This is a genomic window from Frankia sp. AvcI1 (assembly GCF_001420875.1).
Taxonomy (GTDB): domain Bacteria; phylum Actinomycetota; class Actinomycetes; order Frankiales; family Frankiaceae; genus Frankia; species Frankia alni.
Genome location: NZ_LJFZ01000035.1, coordinates 1 through 17,094, shown reverse-complemented (window position 1 = coordinate 17,094; position 17,094 = coordinate 1). Strand labels below are relative to the sequence as shown.

At 74.9% G+C, this 17,094-nt stretch carries 5 protein-coding genes and 4 pseudogenes; 8 read left to right on the top strand and 1 reads right to left on the bottom strand.

Features of this window, described 5'->3' with window-relative positions:
* Window positions 1–329 precede the first annotated feature (329 nt).
* The 3 genes and pseudogenes from UK94_RS26905 to UK94_RS34455 all read left to right on the top strand — a co-directional run.
* Window positions 330–680, top strand: a pseudogene (locus UK94_RS26905) (co-chaperone GroES); the annotation flags it as partial.
* Between the two features lie 485 nt (window positions 681–1,165).
* The gene (locus UK94_RS26900; protein WP_009740125.1) at window positions 1,166–1,465 is read left to right on the top strand and encodes a DUF4193 family protein; all 300 of its coding nucleotides are present in this window, start codon (window positions 1,166–1,168) and stop codon (window positions 1,463–1,465) included.
* 1,249 nt (window positions 1,466–2,714) lie between these two features.
* A partial coding sequence (locus tag UK94_RS34455) for a LuxR C-terminal-related transcriptional regulator (protein ID WP_235490088.1) occupies window positions 2,715–6,464 on the top strand: 3,750 nt, incomplete at its 5' end.
* Window positions 6,465–6,528: 64 nt separating this feature from the next.
* Here UK94_RS34455 and UK94_RS26885 read toward each other — a convergent pair.
* Window positions 6,529–7,038: a hypothetical protein gene (locus UK94_RS26885; RefSeq protein ID WP_193790325.1), complete on the bottom strand. Its 510-nt coding sequence runs from the start codon at window positions 7,036–7,038 to the stop codon at window positions 6,529–6,531.
* Between the two features lie 999 nt (window positions 7,039–8,037).
* Between UK94_RS26885 and UK94_RS26880 the strand changes: the two genes are divergently transcribed.
* From UK94_RS26880 to UK94_RS66765, 5 genes and pseudogenes are all read left to right on the top strand, one after another.
* The gene (locus UK94_RS26880) at window positions 8,038–8,859 is read left to right on the top strand and encodes a LuxR C-terminal-related transcriptional regulator (protein WP_011602733.1); all 822 of its coding nucleotides are present in this window, start codon (window positions 8,038–8,040) and stop codon (window positions 8,857–8,859) included.
* Between the two features lie 2,943 nt (window positions 8,860–11,802).
* Window positions 11,803–12,594 (top strand): annotated as a pseudogene (locus UK94_RS66780) (hypothetical protein); the annotation flags it as partial.
* A 1-nt stretch (window position 12,595) separates the two neighbouring features.
* Window positions 12,596–13,643 (top strand): annotated as a pseudogene (locus UK94_RS66775) (beta-ketoacyl synthase N-terminal-like domain-containing protein); the annotation flags it as partial.
* 1 nt (window position 13,644) lies between these two features.
* Window positions 13,645–14,476 (top strand): annotated as a pseudogene (locus UK94_RS66770) (polyketide synthase); the annotation flags it as partial.
* A 143-nt stretch (window positions 14,477–14,619) separates the two neighbouring features.
* Window positions 14,620–17,094, top strand: a 2,475-nt coding sequence (locus UK94_RS66765; RefSeq protein WP_313949602.1) for an acyltransferase domain-containing protein, incomplete at its 3' end; no start/stop codon positions are given.

Genomic DNA, 17,094 nt, shown 5'->3' with positions numbered 1-17,094 from the left:
NCCATTCCCCATCCGGGGAGGTTTCGCAGGGCTCTGCGCCGAAAGCGCTCGATGCCGGCAACGCCGATTGAGTGCATCACCTCGTTACCCCAGGTCAATCGGTCGCACGATGGCGATCCGGATGGGTGTGCGGCGATCCGGATCGGTGTGCGGCGATCCGGGTCGGTGCGCCGACACCGCGGACGCCGAACCGGGGCGGCGCGGNGCCGGGCCGTACGCCCGAGATGGACGGCGACCGGATCCGTCGGACGCACCCACGGTGCGCCGTCCGCACGCAAAGACCGCCGGGGGTGCCGCGAGCCCGGCGCGGGCGGGTAGTGTCCGACCCTGTGAGCGTTGTGTCCGGCGGTGTCAACGGGGGCGGCGGCGCGGCCGGGGCGGGCACGCAGGCGGGTGTCATGCAGGCCGGCGCGCTGCCGATCAGGCTTCTTCATGACCGGGTGCTCGTCGAGCCCCGGGAGGACGCGGTGGACCGGCGGTCGAAGGCCGGCATCGTCATCCCGCCCACGGCGCACATGGGCAAGCGGTTGTCGTGGGCCGACGTCGTCGGGGTGGGGACCGCGGTGCGGACCATCCAGGTCGGCGACCGGGTGCTGTTCGATCCCGAGGACCGCGCCGAGGTCGAGCTGCACTCGACCACCTACGTCCTGCTGCGGGAGCGGGACGTGCACGCCGTCGCGNCCGAGCGGCTCGACGACGGGCTCGCCGGTCTCTATCTCTGAGTCCTCGCCCCGGGGCGAGGGCAACCCGGCCGGGTGTGCAGGCGCNATCCGCCGACCACCCGGCGCTGCCCCCGGGCCCGAGTGGTGTACGGTGCCGCATCGATCGGGATGGAGGCGATCCGCCCGGGTCGTGACGTCCGGTCGTGAATGTGGTGGGAGCGACACCGCGCCGACGGCCCCCTGTCTGGCCTGACGCGGTTGCGCCCCGTATCCTTCGCTCGGCTTTGGAGATCCGCGTTCCGGCCGGGACCCTTGGATGTGGCGGAGGCACCGGGAATGCGGACATAAGGCACTGCATCCCCCATCCTCGGGGTCATTGCGTACCGTAGCCAGCCGATGTCCCGGGGTGCCGTGTTGAATGGCTCCCCGTGTTCGGCGGGAACCATCACCCGCGGGTTGGCATAACCCCTGGGTGAACGACGGCAGGGAAAGGAAGGAGACGCATGGCTCGTGACTTCGACGCTCGGCGAAGCACGGATGTCGAGGAGGACGAGCTCCAGGAGCAGAGCCTGGAGACGCTCAAGGCGCAGCGCGCGGGCGCCGCGGCGGACCTCGGGGACGACATGGACGCCCTCGAGGCCGAACTGGACCTGCCCGACGCCGAGGTCCGCGACGAGGAACTGTCGCTGCGGGTGCTTCCTCGGCAGGCGGACGAGTTCACCTGCACCCAGTGCTTTCTGGTGCAGCACCGCAGTCAGCTTGCGGATCCGCGCCGTATCGTCTGCTCGGACTGCGCGGCCTGACAGGGCCGGGGGATCGGCGGTCGGCACGGTGCAACGCCAGTTGCGGCGGCCGACACGGCGGGCGTCACGACCGATCCGACGCCCCCGGTCGGCCCGCCGCGGCCCCCGTCCGGTCCGCCAGTACCAGTGACGCCGGCACCGCCCTGATCACCAGCACTGCCCTGATCACCAGCACCGCCAGCACCGGGGGAGGGCCGCGACGGGGATGACCCCGGCGGGGCGCGAACCCACGCCGGGCGGCGTGCCGCGACCGCGTTCGTGACCGTGGCCGCCGTCCTGCTCGTCTACTGTCGTCTGCCGATCGACGAGGCGGCCCGGGGCGTGGCGCTCGCCGGCCGCCTCGTGATCCTCNCTGTCGGTCTCGGCCTGCCGGGGTGGCTGATCCTGGGCCAGCTCGCCGCCGGCCGGCAGGGCACCCCCTACCAGCGGCGCGGCACCTGGTTGTTCGTCAACATCTGCCGTGCTGTTCGCCGCCGCCGGCGCCGCGCTACGGGCATCGAGAGCCGTCCGGCGCGAGTCGCGGGGCTGATCGGTACACCCGAACGCGGGTCCCTGACCTGGTGCCCCCGCTCCTCGTCGGCTCGCCGCCGAGCTGTCCGCCGTTGGCGGCGTCGCGGATGTCGGCTCGGGGAACGGTCACACGCCGAGTTGTCCGGGCCCGTCCGGCCTGCCCAGTGCTTGGCCCGCGATGGTGTCACCGCCGGTGGACAACAGGTTGCCCATACGGCTGAGTAGCTGTACCACTACCAAGGGTAACTTGCCGTGGGGGTGGTGTGGAATGCTCGACGAACAGTCACGGGTGCCCGGTGCTGTCCCGCCCCGTCCCGTTGCAGCCGCCCACCGGGCCCCTCTCGGCTCGGCCGAGGGCGCCCCCGGTCTGGACCCTGTGCCTGGTCTGGGCCCGGTGCCCGGTCGGGACTCTGTGCCCGGTCGGGACTCTGTGCCCGGTCGGGACTCCCTGCCCGGACCGAGCGGCGTCATCCCCGATCCGGATCAGGACGGGGCTCGTCCGGACGAGACCGTGAGCCGTCCGGGCGGCCGTGCGGCGCCCCGGCCCGTCGTGACCGCCGGCCTGCCCCTGGTACGCGGTCACTTCGTCGTGCCGACACCCCCGCCCGACTGCCTCGACCGGCCCCGACTGCGCCAGGCACTCGANGAGGCCGTGAGGCGTCCGCTCACCGTGGTCCGGGCCCCGGTCGGGTGGGGCAAGACGACGCTGCTCGCCGGTTGGGCCGCCGCTCGGCCCGCNCAGCCACCGCTCGTCTGGATCCGGGTTGATCCGGCGGCGACGCCGGCCGTTCCCGGCGGTCCGACTGTGCCGTTGTGGCCGCAGCTGCTGCACGGTCTCGGCCGCGCCGGGCTCATCCCGGCCGGCGCCGACCTCGCCCGTCCCGGCGCCGCCGCGGCGCACCACCCGTCCGACCACGGCTACCGGCAGCTCGCCAACCTGCTCGCGGACCTGCCGGCGCCGTTCGTGCTCGTCCTCGACGACGTCCACCTCCTGCGCGGGGGCAGCGACCTCGACGGGCTGGAGCTCCTGGTCAACGAGGCCGGTGAGCGTGCCCGGACGATCCTGGTGGGTCGGACGGTGCCGGTGGCGCTGCACCGGCTGCGCGCCGCCGGGCACGTCACCGAGATCGATGCCGACGCGCTGGCGTTCACCCGGTCCGAGGCCGCGGATCTCCTGCGGGCGCAGGGGGTGTCGGCGACGGCGGCGCTGGTCGGCGGCCTGCTGCACGCCACCGAAGGATGGCCGGCCGGCGTGCGCCTGGCGGCGGGCGCCCTGGGGCGCGGGGCGGCAGCCCGACTCGGCGGCGCGCTCGGCGCAGAGCGCGCCGGTGGCCGGGCCGAAGCGTCCTCGCCGTGGGCGTCGTCGGCCTCCGCGCCGCAGTGGGCGCCGTTCGGGGGGCGGCTGCGGGCTGCGGATCCGGATCCGCCGTCGGCCTCGCTGGTCGCGATACCGGAGATCGCCGAGTTCCTGCGCGCCGAACTGCTCGCCCGCCAACCCCCGGCGGTCCACCGCTTTCTGCTGCGTACCAGCGTGCTGGAGTCGATGACCGGTCCGCTCGCCGACGCCGTGGTGGGCGAGGCGGACCTTGCCATCCCGTCGCAGGTCCTCGCGGAGATCGAGCAACAGTCGGGCTTCGTGGTGGCGCACCGCGACGGGATCCGGTTCCGATACCACCGGCTGTTCGCCGCGCTGCTGCGCGCCGAGCTGACCCGGGACCGCACGGAGGACGTCGACGAGCTGCATCTGCGAGCGGCGCTGTGGTTCGCCGCGCACCGCCGGCCGGCCGAGGCGGTGCGGCATGCGGCGTGGGCCGGGGACTGGTGGTACGCGTCCTGCCTGCTCGTCGACGGCGTCGGGGTGGTGGACGCGCTGTCCGGCGGCGCGCTCGGGCTCGAACCGACCCTCGCGACGATGCCGGCGTCGTGGGCATCGTGGGCGCCCGAATGCGCGCTGGTCGCCGCGGTCGGGCATCTCCGTCACGGCCGGGTGGCGAAGGCGACCCGGTGCCTGGAGATGGCGCGCGCGGCGATCGCGGCGGCGGCGGTTCCCCGGCGTCGTTCGCTGTCCACCCAGGCTGATCTCGTCGAGCTGCGTCGGGCCGAGTTGGCGGGAGCGGGCGAGGAGATGCTCGGGGTGGCGCGTCGCCTGCTGCGCGGCGGCCCGGAAGGCGGCGCCGGCCAGCGGCGGGGTGCCGGCCGGCGGGTGGGCGTGCCCTCGCGCGCCGGCGACCCCGCCCGCAGCGACGGGCAGGCCACCGGCCCCGCCGATCGGCCCGCCGGGCGTGGCGACCTGCCGTCATCCGCTCGCGTCGCACCGACCCTGGCCCGTGGTGAGGGTGGTCGGCCGGACCGCCGGGGCCCGGCGTGGCCGCTCGGCTCGTCCGACCTGGACGACGATCGTCTCGGCGGGATCGTCACGGCGCTGGCCTGGTGCGGGCGGGGGCGGGCAGAGCTGTGGCTCGGCCGGGCCGAGCCTGCGGTGGACGCGTTGACCGAGGCGGTCGAGACGGCCCGGCTGGCGGGCGCCCGGATGGTCGAGATGTCCGCGGCCGGCGCGTTGGCACTCGCCTACGCGCTGCGAGGCCGGCTTCGTCTGGCCGAGTCGGCGGCCGCGGTGGTCTTCGCCGCGGTCGGAGAGCCGAGCGACCACCCCGCCGAGGCGACCCGTCCCGTGACCACGGTGGGAGGGGGCGACGTGACGACTGGTTCCGTCTCCGTGCTCGCCGAGGAGCTCGGCGCGACCGAAGGTGATGGGATCGTCGCCTGTCCGCCGGGAGTGACCGGTGTGGTCGAGGCGCATCTCGCGATGGCGATGGTGGCCATCGCCCGGGCCGACGGGGAGCGGGCGGTCGGCCATCTCCAGGCTGCCCGGTCCGGGCTGGGGCCTGGGCACCCGCCGCATCTGTTCGATCTCGTGGTCGTGCTGGACGCGCGGTCACGGTGCCGGCGGGGTCGTCCGGACGACGTTCGTGCCGCCCGCCGCCTGCTCGGCGGGCGGGGCCATCCGGCCGGGCCGCCGCTGTGTGTGTCGCTGTGGCAGGCCGTCGAGGTCGACCTGCTGCTCGCGGTCGGCAACGCCCAGGCCGCGCGGCAGGTGCTGGGGCGCCCCGTCGACGGCCGGCGCCCGGACCACGTCCTGGCGCTGGCCATGGCACGGGCTGATCTTGGGTGCGCGGATCTGGACGCGGCCGAGAACGCGGTCGCCGGCCTGCTGCGCGCCGACGGCGGCGGGGGCGGTCCGGTCGTCGCCGCCTGCGCGCTCGCGGCCGTCGCGGCTGCCCGCCGAAACGATCATGCTCGGGCAACCGGGCTGCTCGCCCGGGCCCTGATCCTCGCCGAGGACGAGGGACTGGCCGCGCCTTTTCTCGATCTTGGCGATGAACTGCTGGCGCTGCTCGACGCGCATCCGGGGCTGGCCGCCGCCCATCCCGAGTTCGTCGACACCCTGCGTGCCGCGGCCGCGTCGGCCGCGAGTGCCGCGGCATGGCGGGCGGCGCCCGGCGACCGACCGGGCGGTGGAGCGATGTCGGCAGGCGGAGCCGCTTCGGCAGGCGGAGCCCCTTCGGCAGGCGGAGTTTCTGCGACGGGCGGAGTCGCCGCGCCCGGTGGACCTGCCGCGCTCGGCGGGCTCGGCCGGGCAGGCGCAGGTGGCCTGGTGGGTGCAGATGGCCTGGTGGGTGCAGATGGTCTGGTGGGCGGAGCCGGCCGGGCGAGCGGAGGTGGGCCGGCCGGCGGGCCCGGTGCGGGCGGCACCTGGGTGGTCGCGGAGGCCGAGATCCCCCCGAGGCCCGGCGTCGACCAGCGCCGGATCGCGCCGGAGACCGGGACACGGGGTTCGAGCGTGCTGGTGCCCGCTCCAGCCCGGTCGGTCCCGCCGGCCCGGCCCGCGGCCGCGGGCGGTCGGCTGCCCTGGCCGGCATCCGGCGACACGCCGCCGGGGCGAGCCGGCGCCGGCCACGGTGGCGGTTCCCGGCCGAGCGGGGGGTACGCGCCGCCGCCCGGCCGGTCGGAGCCCGAGCGGGGGACGCCCGTCGTCGGCTCGCCCAAGGCACCGGGCGTCGGTGGCCCGCCGGCGGTGGGAGCGGGCTCGCCCCACCTCCGGGGCGGTGCGCGCGGCAGCACGGGCGCCCCCGACTGGCGCCGCCCGCCGCCGCCCGGGTCCCCCGGCGGCGCGTATCCGGGTCCGCACCTGGGCCCGGTCCGTGGAACGCCACCGCGCGCGTCAGCGCCCGAGGCGTCGGACCGGTGGTCCCGGGAACCGGCCCGGCGGCGGCCCGGCGGGGGCCCGGCGGCCGGCGACCGCCTCAGCGATCGGGAGCTCGCGGTTCTCAGTTATCTGCCGACGATGCTGACGACCGCCGAGATCGCAGCCGAGCTCTACGTTTCGGTGAACACCGTCAAGACGCACCTGAAGAGCATTTACCGCAAGCTCGACGTGCCGCGGCGCCGGGACGCGGTGCACCGCGCCCGCGAACTCCACCTGCTCTGAGCCGGTCCTGGGCCTGCCGCGAGCCGGTCCAGGACCTGACGCGCTGAAGACGGCCTCGGTCGACTCAGATCCCGGCTTCGTCGCGGTGCTCGACCGGCTCGTCGGCTTCGGCCCGGTCGCCGAACACGTGTTGTTCCAGCCTGAGATACGGGTGTCGCGCAAGGTCCGGATACGGCTCCGAGAATGCGTCCGCGTCCGCAGCCGAGACGGGGAACGAGGCGGCGACGCCGGGCGCATCTGGAACGGTCAGGGAATCGACGGGTGCGGGCCGCACGATTCCCCCCTGTCGGCCGTCGGCCATCGGGATCGTCCGACGCGGCGGCCGACCGCCCGCCGGGCCCCGGCCGTCGGCGTCGGCGGGCCAACTGCGCAGGCCGGCGCCGCGTTCGCGAGTCGCGGCCCGCGTCGGGAGTGGCACGACGGCGCGGAGCACGCAGATGACCGAGATGACGATCCCCGCGACCATCAGAATCAGCCCCAGAACCGGGAGATCTACCCCGACTACTCGCCATGTCAGGGCATATCGCAACGTGGCACCCACCACAACCAGGAAGACCGACAGACCCAGGGTCATCAGTTGTTCACCTCGTTCGTCCCGCGCGCGGGGCGGTGGCGGACCGGGATGGTCGCCAGTCGCCCGGCTTCGGCGGGAGGGCATCGGTGGCGCGAGACCGTACCGGGTCTTCGCGAATGCGGCGGGATGCGTCGTGGGCGTGGGACCTCGCGGGGGACCGGCGGAGGTGCACCTGCCGAAACGGTGGGACGCTTATATCAATACCCTCGGTGACGATGGCCCATGCTGGCGAGGCACTTAGTGGGTGGGTGGTCACCCATTGTGGAGGGTGACGGGCAGCGGGAACGTTTCGCGTCCGTGGCGCCGTCTGCCCGTCGACGGGCTGGATCCCGGCCTGGGCGGGGCGAGCGGGGGGCCNCAGGGCCCGCATACCGCTAGCGAGGTGGCCCGTTTAGGGGATGGTTCCGGGAGGGAAAAATCACGCGAAGTGGTCGCTTCACGCGCGAGGGTGGCGGCCCGGGAAATATATGGCCGGGTTGGGGGCGNGATTCTCCCACCGAAGCGGTGGGTTTGNCTCGAGCGCGCATGAGGGGCGCGGGCAACTGGTGGCGTAGCGAGGGAGGTGGGCCCTACGCTTGCCGAACATGTCCATCTTCACCGGAAATTCACCCGGTGGCATCGCCACAGCCGGGCTACCGCCCGGTTTGATTCTGAGTCTGACCCCCGGAGGCACGCGTGACCGACCGAGTTCCCCGCTCGACCGATGCTATCGGCGAGGACGCGCCCCATCGGCCGCGAATCGGCGTGACCGTGGACACATCCACCGAGATAGGCATGGCGGGTCACATCGCCAGGCGAGCCTCGGCGAGCTCACCCGCTCCGCCGACGACCCCACATCGCGCGGCGCCAGCACGGCACCCCGCACCGACCACGAGCACGGGAAGCGCTGCTGCTCGTCAATTGTCGCATCCCCGCTCCGGGCCCCCGTTGACCGGGTCCCCCATGGGACGCGGTGAGGTCCCGGGCGCGCCCGCCGCCCGGACCGCTCCGGGTGCGCCGATGCGCCCCGGCATGGCCGCCCGCGCGGGCGCCCCGATGCCGCGGGACCTCGCACTCGGCGCGGCCGAGCTGCGCGGCATCCTGCGCGTCGTGGAGGACTGCGAGCGTGCCTCCTCGCTCGCCTCCTTCCGTGAACTGGCCCTCGACGGCATGGCCCGCCACCTGGGCTATCGCCATTCGGCCTTCTTCCTGGGCTCCTCGATCGAGACGGCGTTCCAGGACGCCCGGCCCACCGGCCGGGGCCTCGCCCTGCGCCTCGCCGGCCCGTACATGGAGCGTTACCGGGAGCTGGAGGCGCTGAGCAACCCGGAAAGCCTGCGTTCGGTCCGCGAGCGTGGCCTCGCCACCCTCGACGACCTGGGCGTTCCGGAGCGTCCCGAGGTGCGGATGCGCCTCGAGCGCTTCCTGCGCGCGCACGGCATCCACGCCAAGCTGCTCGTGCGCCTGTTCGGCCCGTCGAACGTGGGCGCGCTTATTTCCCTGCTGGACTCGCGGCCGGGCGCGTTCGGCCCGCGGGACCGGGCGGTCGGCGCCGTCCTCGGCCGCCATCTCGGCAACCTGCTGCGCTTCTACATCCGTACCGATCCCGGCCCGTCCGTCGCGGGACGGCTGTCCGCCCGCGAGCGGGACGTGGTGCGACTCGTCGCCGAGGGCCGGTCCAACCGGCAGGTCGCCGAGGCGCTGTGCATCAGCATCGACACGGTCAAGCACCACCTCACCCACGCTCTCGTGGCGACGGGATGCTCGAACCGCACGCAGCTCGCCATCGCCTGGCAACGCGAGACCAGCGCGTTCGCGCCCCCCAGCCCGCCCCGGCCCTGACTCGCCGGTTGAGGAACTGACCCGACCGTCGGAGCTCCCCGACAGCGTCCGGACGCGGCGGGTCACGGTTCGAGGTCGCGCGTCCGCGGCCCGCTGCCGCCCCGGCACCCTGCCCCCGCCCCTTGCCGCCGCTCCCACCCCGGACTCTGGATGTCGGACCTCGGAGGTCGGGCTCCGATGTCGGACCTCGGAGGTCGGGCTCCGATGTCGGACCTCGGAGGTCGGGCTCCAAGTCGGACCTCGGAGGTCGGTGCTTGGCTGCGGCGGCGGTCCTCATGCCGGNCGGTCGTCCACCGGTCGGCACAACGCCGGGCCTGCCCGGCAGCCTTACCAGGCCGGACATGCCCGGCGAGGAGACCGGCCCGTGCCGCGACGGCGTGGGCGCCAGGTGCCCATCGACCCATGGGGCCCGCAGGCCGGTCGGCCCGCCCACAGGGCGGAAGTCCGGCGCACCGACGCGACGCGACGCGCCACGGGCGCGCCTCGACAACTGAGTTCCGACGAACCGCGGGTGGCGCGGGCCGAGACCGGCCGCGCCACCCGCGGTCGCGTCATGTCCGGGGTTCGCCCGGCCCGGGCGGCCCCGGTGTCCCGCTCCACGCGCGGCGCCGCGCCCTGTCTGCTGCCGCCGACCCTTCCGGTCGTCCTGAGTTCCCGCGCAGCGCCGTCGGCGGCCGCCCGTTCCTGTCCGCTGCCGTTCGTACCGCCTGTCACTGCGGTCGCGCCGCCCATGCCCAGAACGAAGCCCGAGCCGAGCCGAGCCGAGCTGTGGCGTGGCGGGTGGCGGACTGCGGTGCGTTCTGCACGGTCTGAGCCTGAGGATCGTGCGGAACGCACCGCAACGCGCTTCCCGCGCGCAGCTCGGGTAACCGCCCGTGGTGGATCGCCGCCGCGCCTTGCCCGGGTGGGGGCGTCGGATACCGTCCGCCCCGCCCCGAGAACCGGGGCCGCCGAGGAAGCGCTGGCCGGGGCCCCATCGGCGGGCTCGGCCGGTTCCATCTCGCCCGATTGGCGTAGATCATTATTTTTGTGGCTTCTGCGTAAGATGCGCGTCATGCCCCATCTGTGGGATGCTGGTCCTCGCTGGTCGTAGCAGGCAGGTCCGGTTGGGTGGCACGGTGATGAGCGCCGACATCTTTCCGCTCGGCCTCGCTTGCGGCTGATGGCACACTGTGACTAGGTTGACCCGTGTCCCTCGCTAGCCGGGTGGGGCCCGAAGGGGCCACCCGACCGCCGGTGACTGACCCGGCCGGCGGTTACCACGATCGATTTCCGGATGCTCCACACCCGTGGTTCGATACCTCCCGCGGTGCCAGTCTCGCTTCCGTTTTTTTGTGGGCTTGCGAGTGCCGGTACCTGTCCGCGGAATGTGGCCTCGACTGTTCATCACCCCTTTAGCCGACCGAAGTCGAATGGAAACCGCCGGGTTCGGCGGTCCGGGATACCGCCCTGCGTGCTACCAATTTGTGACCTCCGCCGATCGTCACCGGGATTGATGAGGTCGCCCGGTGCACATCCGCGCGGGCTCTGNGTAATCCCGATCCGCGACATCACCGGCGATGTCCGGCGGCGAGGGAACCGCTGGGCCGAAGGGGTCCCGACCAGGTCACGGCGATCACGGCCGCTCTCCAACGCGTGTGTGATCGCGACTTTGGCCTGCCACCGTGCAGTGCTCCGGACCGAGCCGACTAGTATTCCGCGCACGTTGACGGTGTCGGATCGGCTAAGCAGGTCGGTCGCCCCGACGGCCNGGCGCATCAGTTCCGCGAGAGTTGTTGGGGGTCCGTTCGCTTTCCGCGTAGTCAGTGCAGATGTAGCTTCCCCGGGACGTCTGTCGCCCAGCGGCACCGGCCAGGNGGTCACCGATGATGTGGACGATCCCGTCGTCCGGAACGTGTCCATCACGTTGGTTTGGTGGGTGTGCCTCTTGTCCTGGATATGGCCTTGTGGTGACTCGGGGACGGGCCGCGCGTCGGGAGCGCGGGACCGGTCGGACGATCGGACGGCCTCGGCGGGCCCTGTGACCCGGACTAGTTCGNCCCCCTCATCNCCCTGCCCCCGGCCGCGACCTGCCAGGAGGACCTGCCGATGACCACCGCACCCCGCGTGTCACCCGAGGCCTCCCCGGCCGGCTCCGACGCGCTTGACCCCCTCGACCCCCTCGACGCACGCGAGCTTGTCGTCGTGATCACACCGTTCGCCGAGCCCGCCGCCGCTCTCGTCGCCGCCGTCACGCGGGCCGGGGGTCTCGGCGTCCTCGACCTGGGGCGCTCGGCGCGGGTGGCGCGCNCCGCCCTGCGGGATGCGATCCGCTGGACGCCGGGACACTTCGGGGTGCGGGTCGCCGCCGACTGCCCGGTCGACCCGGACGAGCTGCCCGACGCGGTGGATCTCGTGGTGCTCGCCCCCCGACCGGACGGTTCCTCGGCCGGCGATCCCGCCGCGGCGGGCGGCCCGGGAACCGACCGGCGCTGGGAGCCGGCGGAGCTGATCCGGCGGGGCCGGCGGGTGTGGGCGGAGGTGACCTCGGTCGCGCAGGCCCGGGGCGCGGTCGCGGCCGGCGCGGTCGGGCTCGTCGCGCGGGGCAACGAGTCCGGCGGTGTCGTCGGTGACCTGACCACGTTCACCCTGCTGCAGCACCTGCTTGCTGCCGGGCTGCGGGACGGCGCGGGCGGCGCGGTGCCCGTCTTCGCCGCCGGGGGGATCGGCCCCGCGACGGCCGCGGCGGCGGTGGCGGGCGGTGCGGCGGGGGTCGTGCTCGACTCCCAGCTAGCCCTGGTCCGCGAGGTGGAGCTGCCCGAGCAGGTGGCCGCCGCCGTGCGGGCCATGGACGGCAGCGAGACGATCCTGCACGCCGGGCACCGGCTCTACGTCCGGCCCGATCTGCCCATCGCCGCCCTCGCCGGCCGGCTGGAGCGGCCCGCCGCGGACCTGCGGGACACNGGCGGCGAACTCGCCTCGGACGGCGCTGTCACCGCCGCCGCGGTCACTGCTCCCGCGGCCGCCGCGGTCGCGGCCCGGCTTGGCGCCCGGGACCTGGTCGAACAGTTCCTCCCGATCGGCCAGGACGGCGCCTTCGCCGCCACGCTGGCCGACCGGCACGTCAGCGCCGCCGGGGTGGTGCGGGCGGTGCGCGAGGGCATCCGGGACGGCATCGCGGCCGCCACCCGCACCCGGCCGCTGGCCGTCGGCGCGCCGTTCGCGGCCGCGCGGGGGCTGCGGCATCCCGTCGCGCAGGGACCGATGACCCGGGTCAGCGACCGGGCGGCGTTCGCCCGCGCGATCGCCGACGAGGGCGGCCTGCCGTTCCTCGCCCTGGCGCTCATGAGCGGCGAGGACTGCCGCACGCTGCTGACGGAGACCGCCGAGCTGCTCCAGGACGCGCCGTGGGGGGTGGGCGTGCTCGGTTTCGCCCCGGCGGCCCTGCGCAACGCACAGCTCGCCGCCGTGCGCGACATCCGCCCGCCGTGCGCGATCGTGGCCGGCGGCCGGCCGGCGCAGGCGGCGCCGCTGGAGGCGGCCGGTATCGACACGTTCCTGCACGTGCCGTCCCCGGGCCTGCTGCACCGGTTCCTGGCCGACGGGGCCCGAAAGTTCGTCTTCGAGGGGCGGGAGTGCGGCGGCCACGTCGGGCCGCGGGCGAGCTTCCCCCTGTGGGAGGCGCAGATCGCGGGGCTGCTCGCGTTCGGTGAGAGCGACCAGGCCGGCCCGGACTTCTTCGCCGGCCTGCACCTGNTGTTCGCCGGCGGGGTGCACGACGCCCGTTCGGCGGCCATGGTCGCCGCCGCGGCGGCCCCGCTCGCCGAACGGGGCGCCGGCATCGGCGTGCTGATGGGCACGGCGTACCTGTTCACCGACGAGGCCGTCGCCTCCGGCGCGATCCTGCCCGGCTTCCAACAGGCCGCCCTCGACTGCGAGCGCACGGTGCTGCTGGAGACCTCTCCGGGGCACGCCACCCGGTGCGTCGAGTCCGCCTACGTCCACACCTTCCTCGACCGCCGCCGTGAGCTGCTCGCCGCCGCCACCCCCCGCCAGCAGATGTGGGAGGAGCTGGAGGCGCTCAACCTCGGCCGGCTGCGGGTGGCCAGCAAGGGGTTGCTCCGCGACGGCGCCGAGGTCGTCCAGGTCGACCCGGCGGTGCAGGCTCGGGACGGCATGTTCATGATCGGCCAGGTGGCGGCCCTGCGCTCGGACCGCACGAGCGTCGCCGCCCTGCACGACGAGGTGACCACGCGGGCCACCGCCGGTCTCGCCGACCGGGCCGCCGAACTCGGCGTGCCGGCCGGGCAGGAGCCCGCGGTCGGGTCGGCCGACGGCACGCGACGCCCGGCGGGCGGCGAGGGAGACGAGGCGGACATGGCGGGTGAGGGTACCGGTGCGGGCGTGGATGCGGGTGTGGGTGTGGCGGCTACGGTGGCGACGGCGACGGCGGGCTCCCGTCCCGCCGGCCAGCCTCTCGACATCGCGATCGTCGGGATGTCCGCGATCTTCCCCGACGCTCCCGACCTCGCCACGTTCTGGGCGAACGTCGTCGCCGGCAACGACGCGATTCGCGAGGTGTCCGCCGATCGCTGGGATCCCGAGGTGTACTACTCCGCCGACGCGGTGGTGAAGGACGCCGGGCGCCGCACCCCGTCGAAGTGGGGCGGTTTCCTCCCGCAGGTCCCGTTCGACGCGCTGGCCTACGGCATCCCGCCGCGGTCGCTGCGCAGCATCGAGACCAGCCAGCTGCTCGCCCTCGAGGTCGCCACCCGCGCGCTGCGCAGCGCCGGCTACGACACCGGNCAGAAGGCGGCCGGCGAGGGTCGGCCGTTCGACCGCTCCCGCGCCTCGGTCGTCTTCGGCACCGAGGCCGGCACCGACCTGTCCGGCGCCTACGGGCTGCGCTCGCTGTGGCCGGGCCTGCTCGGGCAGTTGCCCGCCGAGCTCGAGGAGTTCCTGCCGGAGCTGGACGAGGACTCCTTCCCCGGCATGCTGGCGAACGTCATCGCCGGGCGGGTGGCCAACCGGCTCGACCTCGGCGGGGTGAACTTCACCGTCGACGCGGCGTGCGCCTCGTCGCTGGCCGCGCTCGACGCCGGCTGCAAGGAGCTGCTCGCCGGCAGCTCCGACCTGGTGCTCTGCGGCGGGGTGGACACTCACGCCGGCGCCCACGACTTCCTGCTGTTCTCCTCGGTGCACGCGCTGTCGCCGCAGGGTCGCTGCCGCAGCTTCGACTCCGGCGCGGACGGGACCAGCCTGGGCGAGGGCGTCGCCGTCGTCGTGCTCAAGCGGCTCGCCGACGCCGAGCGCGACGGCGACCGCATCCACGCGGTCATCCGGGCCGTCGCCGGCTCCTCCGACGGCCGCGCGCTCGGGCTGACCGCGCCACGCAAGGCCGGCCAGGTGCTCTCCCTGGAACGGGCCTACGCGCGGGCCGGCATCTCGCCGAGGGACGTCGGCCTGCTGGAGGCGCATGCCACCGGTACGGTCGTCGGCGACCGTACCGAGCTCGCCACCCTCACCGAGGTGTTCACCGACCACGGCGCCACCCCCGGCCAGTGCGCGGTCGGCTCGGTGAAGTCGCAGATCGGGCACACCAAGTGCGCCGCCGGCCTGGCCGGGCTGATCAAGGTGGNGAAGGCGGTCGAGACCGGCNTGCGCCCGCCGACCCTGCACATCGACACCCCCAACGCCTTCTGGGACGGCGAGACCAGCCCGTTCTACTTCGACGAGACCGCCAAGCCCTGGGCGGCACCCGCCGGCCAGCGCCACGCCGGGGTGTCGGCGTTCGGTTTCGGTGGGACCAACTTCCACGTCGTGCTGTCCGCCTATGACGGCGGCCCGGAACCCGCCCACGGCCTGGACCACTGGCCCGCGGAGCTGTTCGCGGTGCGCGGCGCCGACCGGGCGGCCGCCGGCCGGGCGCTGGATCGCCTCGCCGCCCTGGTCACGACGAACGACGGTGCCGGGCGGCCGTTCCGCCTGCGGGACCTGGCCCGCACCACCTGCGCGGCCGGTGGCGGCCCGGTGCAGGTCGCGTTCGTCGCCGAGGATCTCGACGGGTTGCCCGCCGCCATCGAGGCGGCGCGGACGTTCACGGCGAACCCGCGCGCCGGGCTGTTCGTCCGCGACGACGCCGAGCCGGGCGAGACCGCCTTCCTGTTCCCCGGCCAGGGCAGCCAGCGGCCGGGCATGCTCGCGGATCTGTTCGTCGCCTTCCCCCGGCTGCGTGCCGTGCTCGACCTGGCCCCCCAGTGGGCCGACACGATGTTCCCGCCGGCCGCGTTCACCCGGGAGCAGAAGGCCGAGCAGGCGGCGGCGATCACCGACACGCGGGCGGCCCAGCCGACGCTCGGCCTCGCCGGCCTGGCCGTGCACGATCTGCTCACCGGGCTCGGTGTCCGTCCGGACCACGTTGGCGGGCACTCCTACGGTGAACTGGTCGCCCTGTGCGCCGCCGGCGCCCTCGACCGAGCCGACCTCGTCGGCCTGAGCGAGGCGCGGGCCGCCGCGATCCTCGCCGCGGCGGGGGACGACCCGGGCACGATGGCCGCCGTCCAGGCGTCCGTCGAACGCGTGCGCGAGGCGCTCGACGGCGTCGCGGCCGACGTCGTCGTCGCGAACCACAACGCCCCGCGGCAGAGCGTGATCTCCGGGCCGACCGCCGCCGTGGCCGAGGCCGTGGCCGCCCTCGGCCGCGCCGGCCTCACCGCCCGGCCGATCCCGGTGGCCTGCGCGTTCCACAGCCCGGTCGTGGCCGCGGCCGCCGGGGCGCTCGCCGACCGCCTCGACGCCCTCGACGTCGCCGCGCCGGCGCTGCCGGTGTGGTCCAACACGACCGCCCAGCCGTATCCGACGGCACCGGAGCAGGTGCGGGCGACGCTCGCCGGCCAGGTGGCGGCACCGGTGCGGTTCGTCGAGCAGATCGAGGCGATGTACGCGGCCGGCGTGCGGACCTTCGTCGAAGCCGGCCCCGGTCGGGTGCTCTCGCAGCTCGTCGGCAAGATCCTCGCCGGGCGGCCGCACCGGGTCGTGGCCACCGACGTCGCGGGGGAGCCGGGGCTGCGCCGGTTGCTGCTCGCGCTCGCCGAGCTCGCGGCGGCCGGCGTCGGTGTCGACCCGGCGCCCCTGTTCGCCGGTCGCGACGCTCGGGTGGCGAGCGACGCGGAGGTGCCGCGCCGGCCCGGCTGGCTGATCGACGGGGCCTACGTGCGCACCGCCGACGGCCGCTTCCTGCCGGGCGCCCTGCGACCGCCGACCCGACTGGCCCTCGCCGCCGGCCCAGACGCGGCCGCCGCGGTGGCCTCCGCGGGGCCCGGCCTCGCGGCGCCGTCGGAGACCCCTGCGGCAGGCTCCCAGGCGGCAGCCTCCCCCGCGGTGGCGTCCCCCGCGACGGTGGCACGGACCGGAGCGGCGGCGTCCGAAGCGGCGGCGTCCGGAGCGGCGGTGGCCGGCGCGGCCCGTCCGGCTCCGGCGGCGCGGGCAGCTCCTGGCGGGGAGCGTCCGGAGATCGCGGGCGTGCGCGGATTCGTCCCGCAGGACCCGGCGCCACCGTTCGTTCCCGTTGACCCGACAGACGATGCGGCGGTCCTCGCCGCCGCACTGCCCGAGCTTGGAGGTGGCGGCCCGGTGGACGCCGTGGTGTTGGAGTTCCTGCGGACCACCCGAGAGCTGGTCGCGGCGCAGCGCGACGTGGTGCTGGGCTACCTGGGCTACGACCCGACCGGTGCCGGCCGCCAGGCGTCGCGTGACGGCGTCGACGGCGTCGACCGCTTCGTGGCCACCTCCGCGGTCCCCCGCCAGGCCCAGCCGGAGCAGGCGCGAAGCACCGCCGCGCCGGTGACTCCCGCGGTGCCCAGGCCGGCCTCCGCGCCGGACGCGGCGGACGCGGCGCTGCCCCCGGTCGGCGCCCCTGCGGCAGGCGGCGCCCCCGCGGCAGGCGGCGTCCCCGCGGCAGGCGGCGTCCCCGCGGCGTCGGCGGCGCGGTCGGCGGTGGTGGAGCGGTCGGCGGTGTCGGATGCGGTGGTGGGGGTGATCGGGGAGCAGACGGGTTATCCGGTGGAGATGTTGGAGCCGGATCTGGATCTTGAGGCTGATCTGTCGATCGACTCGATCAAGCGGACGGAGATCCTGGGGGAGTTGGCGCAGCGGTTGGGGCTGGTGGAGGCGGGCTCGGGGGAGTTGGACGAGGAGGTCGTCGAGGAGCTGGCGGCGATCAAGACCGTCCGCGGCATCGTCGACTGGGTGATGGAC